The following is a 22,848-nucleotide window of genomic DNA, read 5'->3' as shown; positions in this document are numbered from 1 at the left end:
TGCTGCAATCGAAATCTTCGCAATCTTGATGTAAATGTAGACGGAACGCGCATGGTGCGCTCAGCGAGCGATCATGCTTTCACGCCGACGCGCGGCCGAGCGAGCAAACTCATCTTCGAGGCTCGTTCTGCGAATTGAACAAAAGCGAGGAGGAGATGCCGTATCGGTCTCCAATTCTTCAGCTCACGAAAATTAGAAGGAGGTTGCGATGGAAAACGGAATTGGGTTGGGGACGCTCTGGGATGGCGGTCTCATGTATATCATTCCGTTTTTGTTCGTCCTGACTGTTATCGTTTTCTTCCACGAACTCGGTCACTATCTCGTCGGGCGCTGGTGTGGCATCCGTTCGCTCGCCTTCTCGGTCGGCTTTGGCCCAGAGCTCCTCGGCGTAACCGACAAGCGCGGCACGCGCTGGAAACTCTCGGCGATTCCCCTTGGGGGCTACGTCAAGTTCTTTGGCGACGAGTCGGCGGCTTCGACGCCCGACCGGGAAGCCGTCAGCGCAATGAACGCTGACGAGCGCCGCGAGGCTTTTCCTACCGCTTCCGTCGGCCGGCGCGCGGCGACAGTGGCGGCGGGGCCGATCGCCAATTTCATTCTCGCTATCGTGATCTTTGCGGCTGTTGCCTTCGTCAACGGCCGGACGGTGGCAGATCCGATCGTGGCCGACGTCGTCGCCGGCTCGCCGGCAGAAGCTGCAGGTTTCGAGGCGGGTGACCGAATCGACGCGGTAGACGGCAATCCGATCACCTATTTCTCGGACTTGCAGAATTATGTGAGCGGACACGGCGAACAGCCGATCGTGGTGACCGTCGATCGGGGCGGGCGAACGCTCGATCTCGACGTCACTCCGCGAATCGAAGAACGGGACGACGGTTTCGGCAAGACCTACAACGTGCCCGTGATTGGTATCATCGCCAGCGGCGATGCCTCGTCTTTCCGGACCGAAGAACTCGGACCGCTTCAGGCCTTCGGCTACGGCGTCGAGCAGACATGGTTCGTGACAACACGGACGGTCGACTTTATCGGCCAGGTGATCACGGGACGGCAGAATGCCGACCAGATCGGCGGGCCTATCCGTATTGCGCAGGTTTCAGGCGAGGTTTCCAATCTGGGCCTCGGTGCATTGCTCAATCTCGCCGCATTGCTCTCGGTCTCGATCGGTTTGCTCAATCTTCTGCCGATCCCCATGCTCGATGGGGGGCATCTCCTTTTCTACGCCTTCGAGGCGATCCGAGGTAAGCCTTTGAGCGAAAACGTACAGGAGGTCGGTTTCAGGATCGGCCTCGCTCTTGTCATGATGCTGATGGTGTTTGCATTCTGGAACGATTTGTCGGGACTGACCTGATAAACGACCCGAAGGGGAGCGCTTAAAGAGTGGTTCACCATGAACCGGCGACGCGTGTTGTGAGAGCAACGCCATTTCCAAATCGTCAATGCGTTTCGGCGACTTTGCTTGCGTGGCATGACGAAGTGGATACAAAAGGCGCAGCGTCCGCGAGTGATGACCCATGGTCGATGACGGGAAGGTGTGTGAGTCTATGAAGGCTGGAGAAACCAAACTGCGAGCCTCGCTCTCGGCAGCGTGTTCGACGGCAGCCCTCACACTGGCCTTAGTCGGTGGTTTACAGGCAGCGTCTATCAGCCTCGTCGAAGCGGCCGTCGTCAATCGAATCGACGTCCGTGGCAACTCGCGGGTGGAGGCTTCGACGATCCGCAGCTTCAGCCAGGTGCAGCCCGGCCAGAATGTGACAGAGGCCGATCAGGACGCGATCCTTCAGCGGCTGTTCTCGACCGGCATGTTCTCCGACGTGCGCGTCAGCCAGTCCGGCGGAACGCTCATCATCGAGGTTTCCGAAAACGCAGTCGTCAACCAGGTGCTCTTTCAAGGCAACTCGAAGCTGAAGGACGAGCAGCTCGACGCCATTGTTCAGACCAATCCAAGTGGCGCTTTTTCGCAAAGCCAGGTCGATGCCGACGTGCAGCGCATCCGCGATGCATACACCAACATCGGCCGGAGCGACGCGCTTGTGAGCGCGCAGGTGCAGCGGCTCGGCCAGGGTCGCGTCAACGTCATCTACACGATGCAGGAAGGTGATCGGACGAAGGTTGCTCAGATCAATTTCGTCGGCAACAACTTCTACGGAGATACGCGCCTCAAGCAGGTCATAGACTTGCGCGAATCCGGCATTCTCAGTTGGCTTCAGCGCAACGACATCTATTCTGAAGAGGGCCTGCGCTCCGACGAAGAAAAGCTGCGCCGCTTCTACTACAATCGCGGTTTCGCCGACTTCCGCATCATTTCCTCCAATGCGCAGCTCGACCCCGAGCAGAACTCATACTTCATCACCTTCACGGTCGATGAGGGCGAGCGGTACACCTTCGGCAACGTCACGATCGACTCAACGATTGCCGAGGTTGATTCCGAGGCACTCTACAGTGAACTCGAAACGGCCCCCGGCGATATATACAGCGCCGAGGACGTCGAAGAATCCATCGTGAACCTGACGGATCGCCTTGCCGGCTCCGGCTTCGCGTTCGCCCAGGTAACCCCACGTGGCGACCGTGATTTCGCGAGCCGCACAATCGGCGTCAATTACGTGATCGACCAGGGCCCGCGCGCCTATGTCGAGCGCATTGAGATTCGCGGCAACGACAAGACACGCGATTACGTGATCCGGCGTGAGTTCGACGTTTCCGAGGGTGATGCCTTCAATCAGGTCCTCATTCAGCGTGCAAAACAGCGCCTGGAAGACCTTGGCTATTTCGAGACTGTGAACGTCTCCACCGCGCCTGGTGCCGAGCCAGACCGCGTTATCGTCATCATCGACGTCGTCGAGAAGGCGACCGGTGAACTCTCGATCGGCGGTGGCTATACGACCGGTGGCGACAGCGAGGGTCCGGTCGCCGAGATCGGGGTTACCGAGCGCAACTTCCTCGGCCGTGGCCAGTTCATTAAGGTCTCGGCTGGCTTCGGCACCGACTCCCGCAATTACAATCTTTCGTTCACCGAGCCTTACTTCCTCGGTCAGCGCCTCGCTGTCGGTTTCGACGTCTATCGGTCAGAATCGACGGCCGGCGACTACGACACGGTGCGTACCGGTGGCGACATCCGGGTCGCGGCGCCTATCACTGAAAACTTCACGGCTCAGGTCGCCTATAACTACAAAGAAGAGGAGTTCGGCGACGAAATCGGCGTCGATCTGCGCACGACCGACGGCCGGCGCCTCTTCGACGACGATGGCGACGAACTGCGCAGCACCTGCGCTTCGCCGAATGGCCCGAGCCGAGCGTTTGATAGGGACGGCGATCCCGTTGACGCGGCACGACGGTTCAACAGCTTGACTGCGCCGGCTTTTACCGATTCGCCGATCATCAACGAAGCGATCTGCGACAGTCCTTACACGACTTCGTCCGTTTCTTATTCGCTTGTGTACAACACGCTCGACAGTGCGACGCAGCCGCGCGAAGGCTTCTTTGTCCAGGCGGGGCAGGAGTATGCCGGTCTCGGCGGCGACGCGGAATTCTTGAAGACCACAGGTAAGGCCAGCGCCTTCGCACTGATCAGCGAAGAATACGATCTGATCGGCTCGGTGACGGCAACGGGTGGCCACGTCACGGAGATCAGCGGAGACGAGCTGCGCGTCTTCGACAACTTCTTCAAAGGCAAGGATCTCGTCCGCGGCTTCGAGTCCAAGGGTATCGGCCCGCGTCAGAACGGCGTCGCGATCGGCGGCACGCAGTTCGCTGGCGCACAGGCCGAAGCGACGTTCCCGCTACCGCTCCTGTCGCGCGACCTCGGCTTCCGCGGCGCACTTTTCGCAGATGCCGGTACGCTCTGGGGTAGCCAGTTCGAGGATCGCGCAGGTGTCGTCGGCACTGATGCAGAGCTTCGCGCTTCTGTCGGTGTCGGCCTGATCTGGGATTCGCCCTTCGGCCCGCTTCGGGTGAACTACGCCGAGCCGCTTGAAAAGCAGAGCTTCGACGAGACTGAAGAATTCTCATTCGGCTTCTCCTCGCGCTTCTAAAGCGCTAAGGACGCAGCATGCGAACGCGGCCGCTTCGCTTTGCGAGGCGGCCGCTCTCGTTTGGTGAAATTTACGATTGAGGTTGGGAAGGCGTCATGGCTGCAGCCGAATTCTTCCCTCGAAGCGACGGCAAGACGATCGCCGAGATTGCCGACTTTATCGGCGCCGAGATTCGCAACGCACCCCAGTGGGACAGACGAATGACGGGTGTCGCTTCGCTGGACGAGGCACGCCCGAACGACGTCGCCTTCTTCGACAATGTCCGCTACGCCGACAGCCTCGGGGCGACTCGCGCCGGCTGCGTGATTCTGTCGGAGCGCTACGGCTCGCGACCCGTGCCGGAAGGGACGGCGGCGCTGGTTACGAAGCGTGCCGACCAAGCCTTTGCGAGCGTCGGCCGCATGCTCTTCCCAATGGCGCTCGCGCCGCAGTGCGTCTCCGGTGAGACCGGCGTTTCCGATCGGGCTTTCGTAGATGCTTCTGCACGGCTCGAGGCCGGCGTGACGGTTGAACCGTTTGCGGTGATCGGTCCAGGTGTGGAAATCGGTTCTGGCACGATTATTGGCGCCAATGCGACCGTCGCTAGCGGGTGTCGGATCGGACGCGATTGCCGGATCGGGGCGAATGTCTCCCTTTCCCATACGCTGATCGGGAACAGGGTCATCATCCATCCCGGTGTTCGGGCCGGGCAGGACGGTTTTGGCTACGTCGCTGGCCCATCGGGTCTGATGAAGACGGTGCAGATCGGCCGAGTCGTTATTCAAGACGATGTCGAGATCGGAGCCAATACGACGATCGACCGGGGCGCGATTCGTGACACGGTCATCGGCGAGGGCACGAAAATCGACAATCAGGTCCAGGTCGCCCACAACGTGGTCATCGGCCGGCATTGCGTGATCGTCGGTCAAGTGGGGCTTTCGGGCAGTTGCACGCTTGGCGACGGCGTGATGATCGGTGGCCAGTCCGGTGTCAATGGGCACGTGAAGGTCGGGGACGGCGCGCAGATCGCTGCCATATCCACCGTGCAGAACGACGTGCCTCCCGGGGTGCGGTGGGGCGGCGCGCCGGCCAAGCCCGTGAAGGAATGGTTCCGCGAGATCATGACACTCTCGGAACTGGCGAAGAAAAGACGGTCTGCAGGAAACAGCGATGAATGACGCGCCCAAGGTGCTGGAAAGCGCCGATGTTCTGAAAATCATGCAGGTGCTGCCGCACCGCTATCCATTCCTGATGGTCGACCGGATCGTCGAGATCGACGGTGATCGTTCAGCGGTCGGCATCAAGAACGTAACGGCGAACGAGCCGCATTTCCTAGGGCACTTTCCCGGCAACCCGGTGATGCCGGGCGTCCTAATCATCGAGGGCATGGCGCAGACGGCGGGCGCCATCTGCACGATGAGCAAGGGAGAGCGCAGCCCTTCGATCGTGTACTTCATGACCATCGACAACGCCAAGTTCCGCAAGCCGGTCGTGCCGGGCGACAAGCTCGAATATCACGTCGTGCAGTCCAAGAAGCGCGGCAATATCTGGAAGTTCGACTGCGTCGCGAAGGTTGACGGCGCGAAGGTCGCCGAGGCGACCGTCAGCGCGATGCTGGTGCCGCCGGAAGAGGCAGCATGAGCCAGCAGACCGCGACAGGCGAAACGACGATCCATCCGACTGCAGTCATCGAGGCGGGTGCCGAAATCGGAGACGGCTGCGAGATCGGCCCTTTCTGTCATGTCGGGCCGCAGGTCCGGCTCGGTGCAGGTTCGCGACTGCGCTCGCACGTGATCCTTTGGGGCAATACTCAAATTGGCGAGAATGCGCAGATCTGGCCGTTCGCCTCGATCGGCCACGCGCCTCAACACCTTAAATATCGCGGCGAGGACACGCGGCTCGTCATCGGCAAGAACGCGCTGATCCGCGAACACGTGACCATGAACCCGGGGACGATTCAGGGCCATTCGGAAACGCGGATCGGCGAGAACTGCTCGTTCTTTACGGGGGCTCACGTCGCACATGACTGCGTCGTCGGCAATAACGTCACGCTGATCAACAATGTCATGCTGGCTGGGCATTGTACCGTGGGCGATTTTGCGACCGTCGCCGGCGGTTCCGGCATCCATCAGTTCACCAGGGTCGGCCACCACGCCTATATCGGCGGTCTCGCAGCGGTGGAGGGCGACGTCATCCCGTTCGGTATGGTGCTCGGCAACCGGGCCTATCTCTCCGGCCTAAACGTTATCGGTATGAAGCGCGCCGGTTTCAATCGGGAGGCGGTTCGCAATGTACGCCGTGCCTATCGTATGCTCTTCTCCTTCGATCAGACCTTCAAGGAGAACCTGAACGAGGTGACCCAGGAATTTCCGGAGGACCCGCTGGTCAACGACTTGGTCGGCTTTATTCGGGCCGGCGGCGACCGCTCGCTTTGTACCCCGCGCCACGCGCCGGGCGCCTGACGCGCCGATGGCGGAGGACGGGCGCGAGCGCCTGGGGATCGTCGCAGGCGGCGGCGGTCTGCCGATGATTGTCGCGAACGCCGCGATCGAAAAGGGCATGGAGCCGGTTTTCGCCCGCTTCTCGGACGGAATGACCAATGATTCGATCATTGGGCGCTCACGCGCATTCGCCTGGGGACGGACGGGCGATGCTATCGAATGGCTGAAGGCCGAGGGCGTTCAGAAACTCGTCTTTTGTGGCACGATCTCGAGCCGGCCCGACTTCCGGTCGATCCTGCCGTCGTTCAAGACGCTGAAGCGCCTTCCGCGTGCTCTTAGGATCGTGAAGGGAGGGGACGACCGGCTGTTGCGCAACCTCTCACGCTATCTGGAAAGCGAGGGCTTCGACCTTCTGCCGGTGCAGGCGGTGGCGCCTGAGCTGCTTGCCCCGGAGGGCGTATTAACCGCCCGGACCCCGACCGCGGAAGAGTCGGCAGCCCTCGATCTCGCCCACCGCGCCGCCACAGCCCTCGGTGTTCTCGACGCAGGCCAGGCGGTGATCGCGTCGAACGAGCGGATTATCGCCATGGAGGGGATCGAGGGCACGCGAGCGATGATGCGGCGGGTCGCCGAATACCGCGCGGCGCGGAAGATCGGGCGCGGCGAGCGCCTTGCCCTCGTAAAGGCGGTGAAACCCGGGCAAGATCGTCGGTTCGATCTGCCGAGCATCGGCGTCCAGACGATCGACGAGGCGGAAGCGGCCGGCATTACGGCGATCGGCGTCTCGGCCGGCGAAAGCCTGATCCTGGGCTTCGACGACGTCATCGACCGCGCGAATACGGCCGGGCTCGCGGTTTGCGGGCTGGGCGGTGAGCAGGGAACGGCGCGGTGACGAAGATCGCCTTCATCGTGGGTGAGCCCTCCGGCGACCGAATTGGTGCAGACCTGATCGTTTACCTTCGGAAAAAGCTCGCTGATGACCTCGAGGTGTCTGGGCTCGGCGGCGAGGCGATGGAAGCGCAGGGTCTAATCAGCCTCTTCGACATCGAAGAGCTCTCGATCATCGGAATAGGAGCTATCGTCTCGCGCCTGCCCCAACTGATGCGCCGGGTCTCGCAGACGGCGAAGGCGGTGATCGAAGCGGAGCCGGACGCACTCGTCGTCATCGACAGCCCGACCTTCTCGCACCGGATCGCCAAGCGGCTACGAAAGGCGAGGCCGCACATCCCGATCATCAACTATATCCCGCCAACCGTCTGGGCTTGGCGCGAGGAACGCGCCGAAAAGATGCGCCCCTATATCGACCACGCGATCTGCACCTTTCCGTTCGAGCCGGAGTTCTACGAGCGGCTGAACGGGCCGCCGGCGACCTATGTGGGCCACCCGATCCTAAAGGAGCCGCATCTCGCACCTCTTCTCGCAACGCCGCTCGGAAAGCGGCCGCCTGCAAATCCGCCGCGGCTCGTCATCCTGCCAGGGTCGCGGCGCGGGGAGATCGACCGGCTGCTCGCCGATTTCGGCAGGACGTTCGAGCGGCTGAACGAGACGCTGCCGGGCATCGAGGGCGTCATTCCGACCCTACCGCGCCATCGCGCGCGGGTTGAGTCAGAGGTTTTCACGTGGAGGCATCAGCCGCGCGTCGTGACCGGACATGACGAACGCTGGGCCGCCTTCGCCTCGGCCGATGCGGCGCTCGCGGCATCCGGCACCGTCTCGCTGGAGCTAGCGCTCGCGGGACTGCCGATGGCGCTGGCCTACCGGCTTGATCCCGTCGGCTATCGATTCCGCCATCTGATCACCGCCTGGACGGCGGCGCTGCCGAACTTTATCGCGGGTCATCCGCTCGTTCCCGAGCACTTCCACGAGATCGTGCGGCCCGAACACCTGGCGAGACGGCTTGAGCGCCTGCTCACCGACACGCCCGAACGCCGCGCCCAGATCGAGGGGTTCAAGGACATTCGGGAGAAGATGACGATCGACCGAGCGCCGGGCGAGGCTGCAGCGGAGATCGTTCTGGACACGATGCGGCGGCGCGCGGCGATCCCAAATCCTTAAGGAAGAAACGGCTTCATCGCCGCGATGTTCGGATGGTCAGAGAAGAATTCGTCCGCCCATTCCACGAGCTTAGGTGCATCTTTCGCGGCCTTGCCTTCGAAGCGCAGATCCATCCAGCCGATAAGCGCGGCAAGCCCGCAGTGGCCCAAGCCGACACTTTCGCCGAGGTCAACTAAGTGTTCCTCGAGCCAACGAAGGCCCCGATCGGCCTTGCCCATCTGCCGGTCGGTCCAATCCGGATGCCGCTTGTCGTCTGGCCGGTAGCGCACTTCGTAGATGCAAAGTGCCAAAGCGTCGGTCACGCCTGTCACCGCCGCGTCGAAGGTGCGGATTCTGCGGAACCCATCGAGCGTCTGCGGAATCAATTGATTGCCGCTCATTCGGTCGAAGACCTCGCAAATGACCGAACTGTCGAAGACGGCTTCGCCATTGGGAAGGATCAGTACCGGTACCTTGCCGATGGGGTTTGCGGCGTTGAGAGTGTCCGAGGTTCCGACGAAATCGACGATCTCGAAGTCGAGTTCGATGCCGCAGACGACGCTCGCCATCCGGACTTTCGCGACGAATGGCGAAGCCGTACCCCCCAAGAGCTGCATGCGTGATCTTCCTCCTGCCGTCTGCCAGCTTACGCTTGGCGGGCAGACCGGCCATCGTTCATTTCGCCCAAGGTCCAGAAGGATAGGCTTCGCTTACAATCGGTAAAACTGGTGCTCTGCTCTATTTTGATACGTAACCGAAACCGTAACCGGTGCGTGCTTCGGGCGGGAAGCGACGTAAAGACTGGCAGTTCGCACCGTAGACATGCCACTCGTCGAGGCCGAGTACGCAGCCTTCTGCGCGCCAGGATTTAACTGGCGAGAACATGCCGAGCCAGCCTCCAGCTGCGGCATAGCCCATCGGATGCTCGATGATGTAATAGATCGTGCGCGGCTGGTGGTCAGAGATCAGAGCCGTACCCTGGCACCAGCGACGTTCGATCGGCTGCGGCGAGGGGATCTGGTCTGCTAGCACCTGCGGGGCATAAGCCTTTTCGTGCATGTTGGAGAATTCGAGGATTTCGAGGTTAGCTTCCAGCACTCGTGGTGCGCCGTATTCAAACTGATCCTCAATTTCTGCGAGCACTTTCGGGTTGTCGCAATGGGGAACAAGCGACTCGACGCGCGGTGCTGGAGCCATTTGCAGATCGGCAGCATTTACGCTGCCCGCAATCGCGCTCAGGCTTATAGCCGCTGCAAGAAATCCGGTCGTTATCTGACGCATCGGTTCGTCCATTCGCTGGTCCGCAATAGTTGAACGACGATAGCACGCGAAGAGTCGATTACGCGGTATGAAGGGGGCTCACGTGAGCGTAAAAACTCGCGCTGTTGCCGATCCGTCGCGCTTGAGCGCTGGTAGAAGGAGATCGACGATCGCCTTTGCCTCTTCCGCAAAAACGAAGGGTGGATTTATCACGGCAAAACCAGTCCCGAGAAACAGCCCTTCCGCGCTTTCGTCGGCAGCGATCCGTACCTCGACGGCAAGGGCCTCGCCCGCTGCCATCCCGGCGATCGCCGTCAGCAGCTTTTCGACCAGCGCCCTTCGCTTGATCGGGTACCAGATGGCATAAACACCGCCGCGCCAACGGCTGAGTGCCTTCTCTAGGCCGGAGAGAATATCGTCGACTTCGCTGGGTTTCTCGAACGGCGAGTCTATCAATACAAGCCCGCGCTTTTCCTTCGGCGGTAAATGAGCGCCGAGGGCGAGCCATCCGTCGAGGGAGATCGCCTTGACCTGGACGTCGCCGGCAAAGAGGTCGCGGAGTGCGCCGCCGTCCTCCGGGTGGAGTTCGTAAGCCGAAAGTCGGTCGGTCTCGCGCAGGCAGCGGCGGGCGATCAGTGGCGAGCCAGGATAAAAGCCCTCGCGAAGATCAGGATCGATCGCAGCGAAATAGTCGGCGAGCAGCGGCTCGGCTCTCAGCGTTGTGCTTTGTGCGATCTTCAGAACCCCGGCCTGAGCCTCCCCAGTGCGGGACGCTTCGCTGGCGTTGAGGTCGTAGCGGCCGCGGCCGGCATGGGTGTCGAACACCCGAAACGGTTTCTCCTTGCGCTTCAGATAGGCGATCAGACGCGTGAGCAGGGCGTGCTTGACGACATCGGCGAAATTACCGGCGTGGAAGGCATGGCGGTAGTTCAAGTCTGGCTCCGGCTCATCCAAGAGAGCGCCCACCGGCAGTGGGAAACGACAGGGGCCGATCGGTTCCCTCATCTGCGCGACGGATACGCTGCGTTCAAGACACTACACGACTGTTCCGATCAACCCACATGACGCACCGACAGAGCCGCTTTTGCGCTGCACAAAACTTGATACACTGGAGGCTATAATGGCCACTCAAAAGCTTTTCGAGCCGTATAATCTCGGACCGAATACACTCTCGAACCGCATCGTCATGGCGCCGCTCACGCGCTCGCGCGCCGACGACACCGACACGCCGAAGGATATGCACGTGGTCCATTACAGGCAGCGTGCGAGTGCCGGCCTGATCATCTCGGAGGCGACGCAGATCTCCAACGAAGGCAAGGGCTACGCCTGGACGCCCGGCATCTATTCCGATGAACAGGTCGCCGCCTGGAAGCGCGTCACGGACGCCGTCCACGCCGAGGGCGGGAAGATCTTCATGCAGCTGTGGCATGTGGGGCGGATCTCGCATCCCGACCTTCAGCATGGCGGCCGGCTACCGGTTTCGGCATCGGCGATACAGCCCGACCAGCAGGCCTTTACCGAGACCGGCTTCAAGCCAATCCCAACGCCCCGCGCGCTGGAGACGGACGAACTCCCGCGCGTGATCGCGGACTACGTAAAGGCAGCCGAAAACGCCAAGGCCGCCGGGTTCGACGGCGTCGAGGTGCATTCGGCGAATGGCTATCTCCTCGACCAGTTCCTGCAGGACAGCACCAACAAGCGGACCGACGCCTATGGCGGATCGATCGAGAACCGCATGCGCTTTCCGCTGGAGGTGATCGACGCTGTGGTGAAGGTCTGGGGTGCCGACCGGGTTGGCGTGCGTGTCTCGCCGGGCTCGGGTGCCAACGATATGGCCGACAGTGATCCCGAAGCGCTGTTCCTCGCCTATGCCAAGGAACTCGGCCAGCGTAAGCTCGCCTATCTCCATGTGATCGAGGGGCTTATCTGGCAGGATCGCGACAAGGAGGATGTGACCAGCGACAAGCTGCGAGATGCCTTTGGTGGGACGTACATGGGTAATAATCAGTACACCCGCGAGATCGCGATCGAACGCGCGGAGATCGGACAGGTCGATCTTGCCTGCTTCGGTCGGCCGTTCATCGCCAACCCCGACCTCGTGGAGCGGCTAAAGCTCGACGCACCGCTGAACGAGCCCGATAAGGACACTTTCTACGGGGGCGATGAGAAGGGGTATATCGACTATCCCTTCCTCTCCGAAGAGGAGAAAACGCGCTTCGCGGACGCGGCCTGAGCCGGTTGAAATTGACGATGGCGGTCATTGCAGAGATGCATTGGCCGCCATCTTCATGGGATGCTAGAAGCGGTCATGAACAAGCCGCTCCTCGCTTCTACCGGTCACTCCGCCTGTCCGCATGACTGTCCTTCTACCTGTGCGCTCGACGTCGAGATCGGTGCGGACGGCCGGATCGGGCGTGTGCGCGGCGCGCGCGAGAACAGCTATACGGCCGGCGTGATCTGCGCGAAGGTCGCGCGCTATGCCGATCGGCTCTACCATCCGGGGCGTCTCACGAACCCTCTGCAGCGGGTCGGCGAAAAGGGTGGCGGAGGGTGGCGTGAGATCGACTGGACGCAGGCCCTCGACCTGATTGCGGAGCGTTTCGTCGCCGCCGAGCAGCGCTACGGGTCGGAGACGGTCTGGCCGTATTTCTACGCAGGCACCATGGGCCTCATCCAGCGCGACGGCATCAAGCGGCTGACGCACGCCAAGCGCTACTCCAACCAGTTCTCGACGATCTGCACGAACATGGCCTGGACCGGCTGGGTGATGGGGGCGGGCGCCCTGCGCGGGGCCGATCCGCGCGAGATCGCCAAGTCGGACTGCGTCGTCATCTGGGGCACCAATGCGGTGGCGTCTCAGGTCAACGTGATGACCCATGCCGCAAGGGCACGGAAGGAGCGCGGCGCAAAGATCGTCGTGATCGACATCTACGACAACGCGACGATGCAGCAGGCCGATCTCGCCCTGAAGCTGCGTCCGGGAACGGATGCCGCACTTGCCTGCGCGCTGATGCATATCGCTTTTCGCGACGGGACAGCGGACCAACCCTATCTCACCCATTTCGCTGACGATCCGACAGGGCTTGAAATTCATCTCAGATCGCGCGGTCCAGACTGGGCTGCAGGGATCACCGGGCTTGCCGTAGAAGAAATCGAGGCCTTCGCCGCGCTGATCGGCGCGACGCAGCGCACTTATTTCCGGCTCGGCTACGGCTTCACCCGCCAGCGCAACGGCACGGCGGCCATGCACGCGGCGCTCTCGGTTCCGGCGGTCTACGGTCACTGGCAGTACGAGGGTGGCGGCGCCTTCCACTCCAACAGCGGCATCTTCGGCGTCGATGCCTCGCTCGCGACCGGGACGGCGCATCTCGATCCCGAGATCCGCCATCTCGACCAGAGCCGACTCGGCGCGGTGCTGGCGGGCGAGAGCGAAGCGCTCCAAGGCGGGCCGCCGGTGACGGCAATGCTCGTCCAGAACACCAACCCCGCGAATGTCTGCCCCGACCAGCGCAAAGTGGTCGCCGGACTGAAGCGCGAGGACCTGTTTATTGCCGTCCACGAGCAGCTCATGACGGATACGGCCAAACTCGCCGATCTCGTCATCCCGGCGACGATGTTCCTAGAGCACGATGATATCTATCGCGGCGGCGGACAAAGCCACATCACGCTTGGGCCTAAGCTAGTCGAGCCGCCGGAGACGGTTCGGAGCAATCATTTCGTCGTCGAGGAGCTGGCGAAGCGTCTCGGCGTCGCGAACCATGAGGGGTTCGGGCTGACCGAGCGCAACCTGATAGATGATCTTCTGATGCGTTCAGGCCTCGAGCGCGATTTCAGCGATCTCGCTGAGGAGAGATGGATCGATAAGGCGGTAACCTTCGAAGATGCGCATTTCCTGAACGGCTTCGGCTTTGCAGATGGCAAGTTCCGTTTCCGACCGGATTGGACAGGCACTGTCGCGCCGAACCGCCCGCCGGGCTCGATCGGCCCCCTCGGCGACCATGGACGCCTGCCGGTCTTTCCTGATCATGTCGATATGATCGAGGTCTCCGATCCGTCGCACCCTTACAAGCTCGCGACATCGCCGGCCCGGCAGTTCCTCAACTCGACCTTTGCGGAAACCGAAGGCTCCCGCTCGCGCGAGGGCGGACCGGTGTTGATGATCCATCCCGAAGACGCCGCCCGCGAAGACCTCGCGGACGGCGCGATGGTGAGGATTGGCAATGCGCGCGGCGATGTGAAACTTCGGCTCAGGGTGACAGGTGCCACGAGGCCTGGCGTCCTTATCCACGAAGGGCTCTGGGCAAATTCGGACTTCCCGGACGGTGAAGGCATCAACGTCCTTACCGGTGCCGACCCGGTCGCGCCCTATGGGGGCGCTGCGTTTCACGACACCAAGGTTTGGTTGAGTACGCCCGTGTGATCTGTGATTTCCGACGAACTCACGACGTTCTCATTCGAAACGAGGACAGTCGGAGGATTTCGCTAAGCGTCGAGCACTCCGCGCTTGATGTCGACAGCGGTGATGACCGCATATGTGCCCCAAACGATGAAGCCAACGAGCTCCCAAAAATCTTCGAGCCTTTCTGGAAACAGCTTGCCGAACTGATCCTCGAGCGCGCCGAGAAACAGGAAGCCCAGCGCGACCAGAAGGAAGATGAAGGCGCTTTTGAGCATCTGTCGGTAATAGAGGACGATCATGACGAAGAGGGTGAGGGCGTAGCAGGCGTAGACGAGCTTCTCCGAGAGGATCGGATGAATCGACTTCACGGACTCGTGGATCATGAAGAGGTCGTCGGCACCGAGTGCGAGCGTCAGGAGGCCAAGGAGTGCGCCAAACCGGAGAGTCTCACGAGAAGGTGCGGTCTCCGTCAGTGCAGTAAAGAGAACGATGGCGCCGGTCATCAGCATCGTGATGCTGGTGACATATTCGAGAAAGCCGAAATAGGGCGGATGGCCGGCGATGGCGTTGGCGTCACGGTAGAAATCGCTGAGCGGCGTTCCGGTGCGTGCGCTCAAAACAAGCGTCAGCAGAATGCAGGCGGCTGAGATCGCAATCGGAATAAGCCAACAGAGCGGCATGATTCTGATCGTCGGCAATCGCGACTTCGACTGCGTCAAACTCATGGCCGTGTCCGTCTCAGCTTCACAAGCTCCGCGACGGTCTTACCCAAGAATGTCATCTATGTGCAAGGAAACCTTAATCGAAACGTCACGCCGGCTGCCGCGTGGGTCACGCTCCCGCCGACGCTGGTCGCCCCAATGCAGACGCAGCAAGCGCAGTTCAGTCAGTTTCGCCGCGCATCCGGAGAGACGAGCATTGCCGGTCCGTGAGCGAAACGGGTCGCATCGGCGTCGTCTGGCGCGCACTCTTCGGTCTTAAGAATTGCGCGACCGCCGGAGAGGCGAACCGTCCCCTCCAGAATGAGCTTAAGCGCATGTGGGTATAGCCGGTGCTCGGCTCGCAGGAGTCGATCTGCAAGGGTATCGGGCGTATCGTTCGCCTCGATTGAGATCGCGGCTTGGGCGATGATAGGACCCTCGTCCATACCTTCGGTGACGTAATGGACGGTACAGCCATGAACGCGCATGCCCGCATTGATGGCGCGCGTATGAGTGTCGAGACCGGGGAAGAGCGGAAGAAGAGACGGATGAATATTGATCATCCGACCTGCAAAATGCCGCACGAAACCGGGCGTCAGGAGACGCATATAGCCGGCAAGGCAAACGATGTCGGCTTTCAGCGTTTCGAGCTCAGCCTTAACCGCTTCGTCATGAGCTTCGCGGTTCGGAAAATCGCGATGATCAATCGCACGCGCCGATATATCGTAGCGCTCTGCAGTCTTAAGACCCTGCGCGTCCGGCTGATTTGAAATCACGCCGACGATTCGACCCGGGTAGCTCGGATCCATACAGGCAGCGATTAGCGCGCTCATGTTCGTGCCGCGCCCCGAGATAAGAACGACGACGCGCTTAAAGTCATTCGTGCCGATCACAGCGCAAGTTCGCCGTTGAAAGTGACGGCTTCTCCCTTGTTCTGGAGGACGCGGCCGAGAAGCACGACCCGCTCGCCAGCCGACTGCAGCATCGCGCTTACAGCTGCTGCTTCGCCTTCCGCAACAATGAGGGCCATGCCGATCCCACAATTGAAGGTGCGCAACATTTCGCCGATCTCGAGTTTGCCCTCCTCGGCTAGCCAGCGGAAGACGGGCGGCACAGGGACTCGAGCGAGGTCGATATCAGCGCGCAAATTGTTCGGCAGGATCCTCGGGATGTTCTCGACGAAACCACCTCCGGTAATGTGCGCGAGTGCCTTGACCGCATGGGTCTTGGCGAAGACTTCGAGAAGCGGTTTGACGTAAATCCGCGTTGGCTTGAGCAGCGCGTCGCCAAGGGTCTCGTCAGTTTCGAAGGGCGCCGCGTCTTCATAAGATACGCCGGACCGCTCGACGATGCGCCGCACGAGCGAATAGCCGTTCGAATGAACACCGGAAGAAAGAAGCCCGAGGATGACATCGCCCCTGTGGATGTCGCCGGAAGGAAGAAGCCGGTTCCGTTCGACGGCTCCGACAGAAAAGCCGGCGAGATCGTAGTCGTCGCGCGCGTAGAGCCCCGGCATCTCCGCAGTCTCGCCGCCGATCAGAGCACATCCGGCCTGCCGGCAACCTTCGGCGATTCCTCTGACGATCGCTTCACCCTGGTCGGGGTCGAGTCTGCCCGTCGCGAAATAGTCGAGGAAGAAGAGAGGCTCAGCACCCTGGACTACGAGATCGTTGACGCACATCGCCACGAGATCGATGCCGATCGTATCGTGGCGGTTCGCTTCGATTGCGACACGCAGCTTGGTCCCGACCCCATCGTTGGCTGCGACCAGCAAAGGGTCGTTCAAACCAAGGGCCTTCAGGTCGAAGAGCCCACCGAATCCGCCGATCTCGCCGTCGGCGCCGGGGCGCCGGGTCGAACGCACATGCGGTTTGATCCGCTCCACCATGGCGATGCCGGCGTCGATATCGACACCGGAGTCGCGGTAGGTGAGGGGCGTATGGTTGGCCATCGTCGTCTTCCTCATTTGCCGTTCCAGTGCCATGGAAGACGCGCTACGGGCAAGCCGTATCGCGCTGCAGCATCCGACTTCGCCGCGACAAACTTGAATGCTGCGGCGCGCGATGTCTCCCGGCGCTGAAAAATCGCGAGTGGCCGTGACGCTCTCTCGCCAAGCATCGCCTCGGCTTGTAGCATGGCTCCAATCGCCAATTGGGGACGGAAGCGCCATATATGCCCGATCAGAAAACCGTCTTCTGGAGACAGGTCTATTTCTGGTGCGCCGCAGCGTTCCTCTTCGTGCTGGTGATCTGGCTGTTCGCGGACATCCTGCTGCCCTTCGTCCTCGGCATGGTGATCGCCTATCTGCTCGATCCGGTGGCCGACTGGTTCGAGCGACGCGGCCTCTCGCGTCTGATGGCGACTACGGTGATTCTCATCCTTTTCGTCTTCTTGTTCATCTCTGCGATCCTCATCGTCGTGCCGGTGATTTCCTCACAGGTAATCAATCTAGCCGAGCGGATGCCCGAGTATCTCGACCGGTTGCAGGGTTTTGCGGTGGCAGCACGATCCGGACCGCTGGCTTTCCTGTTCACTTCCGAGGAGTCGACGCTCGAACAGGATTTCGCTCAGTTACTTTCGGACTCGACCAGTTTCGTCACCTCTTTCCTGTCTTCGCTTTGGTCCTCCTCCCTCGCTTTCGTGAACTTCGTCTCGCTGTTCGTCGTGACGCCGGTTGTAGCGTTCTATCTCCTGCTCGACTGGGACCGGATGGTGAAGAAAGTGGACACCTGGCTGCCGCGGGAACATCAGACGACGATCCGCCGTATTGCGCGAGACATCGACCTCTCTGTCGCGGGCTTCGTGCGTGGGCAGGGCAGCGTGTGCCTCATCCTCGGCAGTTTTTACGCGGTCGGGCTAACGCTTGTAGGGCTGAACTTCGGTCTTCTGATCGGTCTCTTCGCCGGGCTCATTTCCTTCGTTCCCTATATCGGGTCGCTGCTTGGCCTTGTGCTGTCGATCGGTGTCGCGCTCGTCCAGTTCTGGCCGGACTGGCCTTGGATCGTCGCAGTGGCTGCGGTCTTCTTCGTTGGGCAATTCTTCGAGGGCAATATCTTGCAGCCCAAGCTCGTCGGTGCTTCGGTTGGTCTTCACCCGGTCTGGCTGATGTTCGCACTCTTCGCCTTCGGCGCTTTGTTCGGCTTCGTCGGTCTTCTGATTGCGGTACCAGCGGCGGCGGCAGTCGGCGTTCTTGCCCGCTTCGGCATAACCAAATATTTGGACAGCGATATGTACCACGGTCCAGCCGGCCGACGGACCGAGCCGAAGAGTATCGAGGACAGCGGTCGAACGAACGACACGCTTGTCTCCATGAGCGATACTTCTTCGAAACGGATCGAAAACCAAGACTCCTGAATGGCAAGACAGCTTCCGCTGGAACTCCCGTCGATTGAGCAACTGGGGCGAGACGATCTCATCGTATCGCACTCAAACACCCTCGCGGCAGAGGCGATCGATGCCTGGCCGGATTGGCAGCACAACGTGCTCTTGATTGTCGGGCCGGAGGGCTCAGGCAAAACCCATTTGGCGCGCATCTGGGCGGAGGCGGCCGACGCAACGATCCTCGGACTGGGCGAAATCGGTCCGCTTTCGGGCGGTTTCCGCTTGGTGATCGATGACATAGATCGACCGGATGTTGCCGACAGCGATCTCTTTGCGCCCATAAACGCGGCGCGGCTTGGTCAGGGCTGGGTGCTGGCAACGTCGCGCGTGTCGCCGAAAATGATGGCAGGCCGGCTTCCGGATCTCGTTTCTCGCCTTTCGGCGGCCGCCCGGGCAGACCTCGATCCTCCGGACGACGTGCTATTTGAGGGCATTCTCGCAAAGCGCTTCTCGGACCATCAGTTGGTCGTCGATCCTCCGACTTTGACCTATCTTGCCACGAGGATTGAACGCACCGGATCGGCTGCGCGAGCGATCGTCGAAGACATCAATCGACAGGCGCTCGCAGAAAAGAGTCGGATCACGAAACCGTTCGTCCGCAGGGTTCTGGAGCGCCACTCCGGCGCGGGCATGTCATCCGGGTAGGGTGCATAGTACCGACGCAAAACTTCCATCGAACTGCAATAAAAGCGATTTCGACGAGACGAGACCTCAATCAGATGGATTGTTCATGAGCGAAGACAGGACGAAATCCACGGCGAGGCGGGCTCATAAGGGCGCAAAGCCAAGCAGGTCTTCGAAGGCCGCTCGGACAACCGTCTCGCACGCAAGGACGGATACGGCGAAAGGTGTCGAGATCACCGCGGCTGCGGATCATTCTTCGCCCTACGAAGAAACCGTCGCGAACGAAGTCGAGGTCATCCTAGAGCATGCGCCGCCGCAGGTGGTGGAGGCGAAGGAGAGCGAGGAGCGCAGGCCTTCGGAACTGCCGCAAGACCGATTTATGAATCGCGAACTCTCGTGGCTCCACTTCAATCGCCGCGTCCTCGAAGAGTCCCGCAACGTCGATCATCCGCTGTTGGAACGTCTGCGGTTCCTGTCGATCTCGGCCGACAATCTCGACGAATTCTTCATGGTTCGCGTTGCCGGTCTTGAGGGCCAGGTCCGCGAGAAGATCACCGTCCGTTCGCTCGATGGGCTGACGGCGCAGGAGCAGCTGGACAAGATCCTTGCCGAAGTCGAAGTGCTTCAGGCCGAGCAGCAAGCTTCGCTCGCCGAACTCATGGAACTCATGAATGCGGAAAATGTCCACATCCTGAAGCCGGATCAGTTGTCGGATGATGATCGTTCCTGGCTCGCGCGACAATTCGATGAGACGATCTTCCCAGCTTTGACGCCGCTCTCGATCGATCCAGCCCACCCATTTCCGTTCATTCCAAATCTCGGATTCTCGATCGGCCTCCAGCTGAGGCGGGTGCGCGACGCGGAGAAGATGAACGCGCTTATCCGCCTCCCGGTGGCGCTGCAGCGCTTTGTTCAGATTCCGCTCAAGGAGGATGGCGTCTATCGTTTCGTACCGCTCGAAAGCATCGTCGAATGCTTCATCGGCAAGCTTTTTCCAGGCTACACGGTGGAGGGCAGCGGTACGTTTCGAGTCATTCGCGACTCGGATATCGAGGTTGAGGAAGAGGCAGAGGACCTCGTCCGTTTCTATGAAAGCGCGCTGAAGCGCCGGCGTCGGGGTTCGGTGATCCGAACCGAATTCGACAAGTCCATGCAGGCCGGATTGCGGAACTTCGTGGCCTCGGAAATTGGAACGCCGGAGTCTCGTGTCGCCGTAATGGACGGCATGCTGGCGCTCGATGCCCTCTCGCAGATCTGCAAGATCGACCGGGACGATCTGAAGTTCAAACCGTACATCCCGCGCTTTCCTGAGCGCATTCGCGAGCACAATGGCGACTGCTTCGCCGCGATTCGCGAGAAGGACATCATTGTCCACCACCCCTACGAGTCCTTCGACGTGGTGGTGCAGTTCGTGCGGCAGGCGGCGAACGATCCGAACGTCGTCGCCATCAAGCAGACGCTCTACCGGACCTCGAACGATTCGCCGATCGTGCGCGCCTTGATCGAGGCAGCCGAGGCCGGCAAATCGGTGACCGCGCTCGTGGAGCTCAAGGCGCGGTTCGACGAGGAAGCCAATATCCGCTGGGCGCGCGATCTGGAGCGGGCCGGTGTCCAGGTGGTCTTCGGATTCATCGAGAAGAAGACCCATGCCAAGCTGGCTCTCGTGGTGCGGCGCGAGGAAGGCAGGCTGATCAACTTCTGCCATATAGGCACGGGCAACTATCACCCGATCACCGCGAAGATTTATACCGATCTCAGCTACTTCACTGCCGATCCGGATATCGCGCACGACGTTCAACTCGTCTTCAACTACATCACCGGCTATGCCGAGCCCGCGGATGTGCGAAAGCTCGCGGTTTCACCTCTCTTCATGCGCGATCGGATCATCGAGCACATCGAACGCGAAGCAGAGCATGCCGAGGCCGGCCGGCCGGCGCAGATCTGGATGAAGATGAACTCGCTCGTTGATGGGAAGACGATCGACGCGCTCTATCGGGCCAGCCAGGCTGGCGTCGAAATCGATCTTATCGTGCGCGGCATTTGCTGCCTTCGCCCTCGGGTGCCGGGCCTGTCCGACAATATCCGAGTGAAATCCATCGTCGGTCGCTTCCTGGAACACAGTCGGATCTACTGTTTCGGCAACGGGCAGGGGCTGCCGTCCGAAGAGGCGATCGTGCTGATGGGCTCCGCCGACATCATGCCGCGCAATCTCGACCGGCGGGTCGAGACCCTCGTGCCGATCGAGACGCCGACGGTGCACAGCCAGGTGCTGTCGCAGATTATGCTCGGCAACATCCTCGACAATCAGCAGAGCTGGTCGGTTGCCGCGGACGGGTCTTCGCGCCACATCAAGCCTAGCGATGGCGAACAACCCTTCAACGCGCAGCGATATTTTATGACCAATCCCTCACTTTCCGGGCGCGGGAAGGCGCTGAAGACCGACGCACCGCGCCTGATTGCAAGGCAGCGGGCGGAGCATGCCGGAGATGAGTGAGGCGCTCGGTCAGGGCCGCCTTATCGGACGAAAGCCGGTCGGTGTCGTCGACATCGGCTCGAATTCGGTCCGTCTTGTAATCTACGAGGGCCATTCGCGGTCCCTGACCGTGCTCTTCAACGAGAAGATACTGAGCGGACTCGGCAAGGGGCTTGCGCAGACGAACCGGCTCGATCAGAGCGCCGTCGACAGCGCCCTCGCAGCGCTGCGCCGGTTTCGACGGATCGCCGATCAGGCGCGGATCGGCGACCTCTATCCGCTCGCGACAGCTGCCAGCCGCGAGGCGACGAACGGCCCGGAATTTCTAGAGGCCGCGGAAGAGGCGATCGGCCGGCCGATCGCTATCCTCTCGGGTGCGGACGAAGCGCGCTACGCCGCCGAAGGTGTGATGAGCGGCTTCCATCAGCCGAACGGGATCGTCGGCGATCTCGGCGGCGGCAGCCTCGAACTCGTGCGGGTTCAGGGGGACGAACTTTCCGGGGGGCTGACGATGCCGCTCGGGGGGCTACGGCTTCAGGACTTGGCGAACGGTGATCTTAAGGCTGCGCAGGCGATCGCCGACAGCCATTTCCAGTCCTGTTCCCTCGTCGGAAGTGCAGACGACAAACCGTTCTTCGCGGTCGGCGGGACCTGGCGCAACCTTGCCAAGCTGCATATGCAGCAAAGCAGTTATCCGCTGCACGTCATGCACGGCTACACGATGCCGGCGGCGAAACTGGAGAAGTTTCTCGACAGCGTCGTCAAGGGCGACCCGGAGAAGCTGAGCGGGATCGAAGCCGTATCGAAGTCGCGCCGTTCGCTGCTTGCTTTCGGCGCGATCACGCTAAAGAGCGTTCTGAAATACCTCAAACCTTCGGAGATCGTCGTCTCGGCACTCGGCGTGCGAGAGGGCTATCTTCATTCGCTGCTCTCGGCGGAAGAGCGTGCAAAAGATCCCCTCATAGAGGCCGCGCGAGAACTCGCGATCCTGCGTTCGCGCTCGCCAGACCATGCCGAGGAACTGGTCGCCTGGACGGCGAGGACGTTCGAAGCGCTTGGCGTCGAGGAGACCGAGGAGGAAAAGCGCCTGCGCACTGCGGCCTGCCTTCTCGCCGATATCGGCTGGCGAGCCCATCCAGACTATCGCGGCCTTCAGGCACTCTCGATCATCGCCCATGCGGCCTTTCCGGCGATCGACCATCGAGGCCGGGCCTATCTCGGCCTGACGAACTATTTCCGGCACGAGGGGACGTTCGCCCAGGCCCAGCTTCCGGACCTCGAAACTCTGGTCGAGCCGAGACTCTTGGAACGTGCCCGCATGCTCGGCTCGCTCTTCCGCGTCACATATTTGATGACGGCCTCGATGCCGGGCATCCTCGACCGATTCCGCTGGGCGCAGGATCCGCGCGGCGGCTTCACCCTTATCTTGCCGCGCGATCTGGAGGGCCTGATCGGGGCGCGGCCCGAAGGCCGGCTCGAGCAGTTCGCCAAGATCGTCGGACAACCGCTGAGGATGGAGGCACGCTGA

The 22,848-nt window shown here is 61.3% G+C and carries 19 protein-coding genes; 13 read left to right on the top strand and 6 right to left on the bottom strand.

The genetic code is table 11. The features are described from left to right. The first annotated feature begins 208 nt into the window (after positions 1–208). From rseP to lpxB, 7 genes are all read left to right on the top strand, one after another. Positions 209–1,348: an RIP metalloprotease RseP gene (rseP, locus tag FP2506_RS07120; protein WP_007066748.1), complete on the top strand. Its 1,140-nt coding sequence runs from the start codon at positions 209–211 to the stop codon at positions 1,346–1,348. A gap of 193 nt (positions 1,349–1,541) precedes the next feature. After that, the gene (bamA, locus tag FP2506_RS07115) at positions 1,542–4,028 is read left to right on the top strand and encodes an outer membrane protein assembly factor BamA (RefSeq protein ID WP_007066747.1); all 2,487 of its coding nucleotides are present in this window, start codon (positions 1,542–1,544) and stop codon (positions 4,026–4,028) included. Between the two features lie 95 nt (positions 4,029–4,123). After that, positions 4,124–5,185: a UDP-3-O-(3-hydroxymyristoyl)glucosamine N-acyltransferase gene (gene lpxD, locus FP2506_RS07110; RefSeq protein ID WP_007066746.1), complete on the top strand. Its 1,062-nt coding sequence runs from the start codon at positions 4,124–4,126 to the stop codon at positions 5,183–5,185. Further along, a complete protein-coding gene (fabZ, locus tag FP2506_RS07105; RefSeq protein WP_007066745.1) occupies positions 5,178–5,648 on the top strand; it encodes a 3-hydroxyacyl-ACP dehydratase FabZ in 471 nt (156 codons plus the stop codon). The genes lpxD and fabZ overlap by 8 nt, the downstream gene beginning before the upstream one ends. Further along, positions 5,645–6,469, top strand: a complete 825-nt coding sequence (lpxA, locus tag FP2506_RS07100) for an acyl-ACP--UDP-N-acetylglucosamine O-acyltransferase (protein WP_007066744.1) — start codon at positions 5,645–5,647, stop codon at positions 6,467–6,469. The genes fabZ and lpxA overlap by 4 nt, the downstream gene beginning before the upstream one ends. Before the next feature lie 7 nt (positions 6,470–6,476). Further along, positions 6,477–7,340 (top strand): LpxI family protein, encoded by an 864-nt coding sequence (locus FP2506_RS07095; RefSeq protein ID WP_007066743.1) that lies wholly within the window; start codon positions 6,477–6,479, stop codon positions 7,338–7,340. Continuing rightward, the gene (gene lpxB / locus FP2506_RS07090; protein ID WP_007066742.1) at positions 7,337–8,503 is read left to right on the top strand and encodes a lipid-A-disaccharide synthase; all 1,167 of its coding nucleotides are present in this window, start codon (positions 7,337–7,339) and stop codon (positions 8,501–8,503) included. Before FP2506_RS07095 ends, lpxB begins: the two co-directional genes overlap by 4 nt. Here the strand turns inward: lpxB and FP2506_RS07085 are convergent. The 3 genes from FP2506_RS07085 to FP2506_RS07075 all read right to left on the bottom strand — a co-directional run bounded on the left by FP2506_RS07085 (position 8,500) and on the right by FP2506_RS07075 (position 10,675). Further along, on the bottom strand, positions 8,500–9,099 hold the full coding sequence (locus FP2506_RS07085; protein WP_040489000.1) for a glutathione S-transferase family protein: 600 nt from the start codon (positions 9,097–9,099) through the stop codon (positions 8,500–8,502). The genes lpxB and FP2506_RS07085 overlap by 4 nt on opposite strands. Before the next feature lie 121 nt (positions 9,100–9,220). Continuing rightward, positions 9,221–9,775: a hypothetical protein gene (locus tag FP2506_RS07080; protein ID WP_007066740.1), complete on the bottom strand. Its 555-nt coding sequence runs from the start codon at positions 9,773–9,775 to the stop codon at positions 9,221–9,223. Positions 9,776–9,841: 66 nt separating this feature from the next. Next, positions 9,842–10,675, bottom strand: coding sequence for a 23S rRNA (adenine(2030)-N(6))-methyltransferase RlmJ (locus FP2506_RS07075; protein WP_040489512.1), 834 nt, complete (start codon positions 10,673–10,675; stop codon positions 9,842–9,844). Positions 10,676–10,862: 187 nt separating this feature from the next. Here FP2506_RS07075 and FP2506_RS07070 point away from each other — a divergent pair, with 187 nt between their 5' ends. Next, positions 10,863–11,975 (top strand): alkene reductase, encoded by a 1,113-nt coding sequence (locus FP2506_RS07070; protein ID WP_007066738.1) that lies wholly within the window; start codon positions 10,863–10,865, stop codon positions 11,973–11,975. Between the two features lie 75 nt (positions 11,976–12,050). Beyond that, a complete protein-coding gene (locus FP2506_RS07065) occupies positions 12,051–14,162 on the top strand; it encodes a molybdopterin oxidoreductase family protein (protein WP_040488998.1) in 2,112 nt (703 codons plus the stop codon). 62 nt (positions 14,163–14,224) lie between these two features. Here the strand turns inward: FP2506_RS07065 and FP2506_RS07060 are convergent, their stop codons facing one another. The 3 genes from FP2506_RS07060 to purM form a co-directional block, all read right to left on the bottom strand. Then, on the bottom strand, positions 14,225–14,866 hold the full coding sequence (locus FP2506_RS07060) for a hypothetical protein (protein WP_007066736.1): 642 nt from the start codon (positions 14,864–14,866) through the stop codon (positions 14,225–14,227). Positions 14,867–15,027: 161 nt separating this feature from the next. Next, entirely contained in the window at positions 15,028–15,735 is a 708-nt protein-coding gene (gene purN, locus FP2506_RS07055; RefSeq protein WP_007066735.1) for a phosphoribosylglycinamide formyltransferase, read from the bottom strand. After that, positions 15,732–16,793 carry a phosphoribosylformylglycinamidine cyclo-ligase gene (gene purM, locus FP2506_RS07050; protein WP_040489511.1) on the bottom strand — a complete coding sequence of 354 codons (1,062 nt, stop codon included), beginning with the start codon at positions 16,791–16,793 and terminating at the stop codon, positions 15,732–15,734. The genes purN and purM overlap by 4 nt, the downstream gene beginning before the upstream one ends. A gap of 221 nt (positions 16,794–17,014) precedes the next feature. Between purM and FP2506_RS07045 the strand changes: the two genes are divergently transcribed. The 4 genes from FP2506_RS07045 (at position 17,015) to ppx (ending at position 22,848) form a co-directional block, all read left to right on the top strand. Then, positions 17,015–18,196, top strand: coding sequence for an AI-2E family transporter (locus tag FP2506_RS07045; protein ID WP_007066732.1), 1,182 nt, complete (start codon positions 17,015–17,017; stop codon positions 18,194–18,196). Beyond that, positions 18,197–18,868 carry a P-loop NTPase family protein gene (locus FP2506_RS07040; protein ID WP_007066731.1) on the top strand — a complete coding sequence of 224 codons (672 nt, stop codon included), beginning with the start codon at positions 18,197–18,199 and terminating at the stop codon, positions 18,866–18,868. 85 nt (positions 18,869–18,953) lie between these two features. After that, positions 18,954–21,341, top strand: a complete 2,388-nt coding sequence (locus FP2506_RS07035) for an RNA degradosome polyphosphate kinase (RefSeq protein ID WP_007066730.1) — start codon at positions 18,954–18,956, stop codon at positions 21,339–21,341. Next, a complete protein-coding gene (ppx, locus tag FP2506_RS07030) occupies positions 21,334–22,848 on the top strand; it encodes an exopolyphosphatase (protein WP_040489508.1) in 1,515 nt (504 codons plus the stop codon). The genes FP2506_RS07035 and ppx overlap by 8 nt, the downstream gene beginning before the upstream one ends.

Source organism: Fulvimarina pelagi HTCC2506, assembly GCF_000153705.1.
Classification (GTDB): Bacteria; Pseudomonadota; Alphaproteobacteria; order Rhizobiales; family Rhizobiaceae; genus Fulvimarina; species Fulvimarina pelagi.
Note: the sequence above shows the minus strand (reverse complement) of the source record. Positions and strands in the feature narration are given on the sequence as shown.

Bases quoted from the DNA above. Each gene is read 5' to 3' on its own strand.
- rseP (WP_007066748.1), top strand. From the start codon at position 209: ATGGAAAACGGAATTGGGTTGGGGACGCTCTGGGATGGCGGTCTCATG.
- bamA (WP_007066747.1), top strand. From the start codon at position 1,542: ATGAAGGCTGGAGAAACCAAACTGCGAGCCTCGCTCTCGGCAGCGTGT.
- lpxD (WP_007066746.1), top strand. From the start codon at position 4,124: ATGGCTGCAGCCGAATTCTTCCCTCGAAGCGACGGCAAGACGATCGCC.
- fabZ (WP_007066745.1), top strand. From the start codon at position 5,178: ATGAATGACGCGCCCAAGGTGCTGGAAAGCGCCGATGTTCTGAAAATC.
- lpxA (WP_007066744.1), top strand. From the start codon at position 5,645: ATGAGCCAGCAGACCGCGACAGGCGAAACGACGATCCATCCGACTGCA.
- FP2506_RS07095 (WP_007066743.1), top strand. From the start codon at position 6,477: ATGGCGGAGGACGGGCGCGAGCGCCTGGGGATCGTCGCAGGCGGCGGC.
- FP2506_RS07085 (WP_040489000.1), bottom strand. From the start codon at position 9,099: ATGCAGCTCTTGGGGGGTACGGCTTCGCCATTCGTCGCGAAAGTCCGG.
- FP2506_RS07080 (WP_007066740.1), bottom strand. From the start codon at position 9,775: ATGGACGAACCGATGCGTCAGATAACGACCGGATTTCTTGCAGCGGCT.
- FP2506_RS07070 (WP_007066738.1), top strand. From the start codon at position 10,863: ATGGCCACTCAAAAGCTTTTCGAGCCGTATAATCTCGGACCGAATACA.
- FP2506_RS07065 (WP_040488998.1), top strand. From the start codon at position 12,051: ATGAACAAGCCGCTCCTCGCTTCTACCGGTCACTCCGCCTGTCCGCAT.
- FP2506_RS07060 (WP_007066736.1), bottom strand. From the start codon at position 14,866: ATGAGTTTGACGCAGTCGAAGTCGCGATTGCCGACGATCAGAATCATG.
- purM (WP_040489511.1), bottom strand. From the start codon at position 16,793: ATGGCCAACCATACGCCCCTCACCTACCGCGACTCCGGTGTCGATATC.
- FP2506_RS07045 (WP_007066732.1), top strand. From the start codon at position 17,015: ATGCCCGATCAGAAAACCGTCTTCTGGAGACAGGTCTATTTCTGGTGC.
- FP2506_RS07040 (WP_007066731.1), top strand. From the start codon at position 18,197: ATGGCAAGACAGCTTCCGCTGGAACTCCCGTCGATTGAGCAACTGGGG.
- FP2506_RS07035 (WP_007066730.1), top strand. From the start codon at position 18,954: ATGAGCGAAGACAGGACGAAATCCACGGCGAGGCGGGCTCATAAGGGC.
- ppx (WP_040489508.1), top strand. From the start codon at position 21,334: ATGAGTGAGGCGCTCGGTCAGGGCCGCCTTATCGGACGAAAGCCGGTC.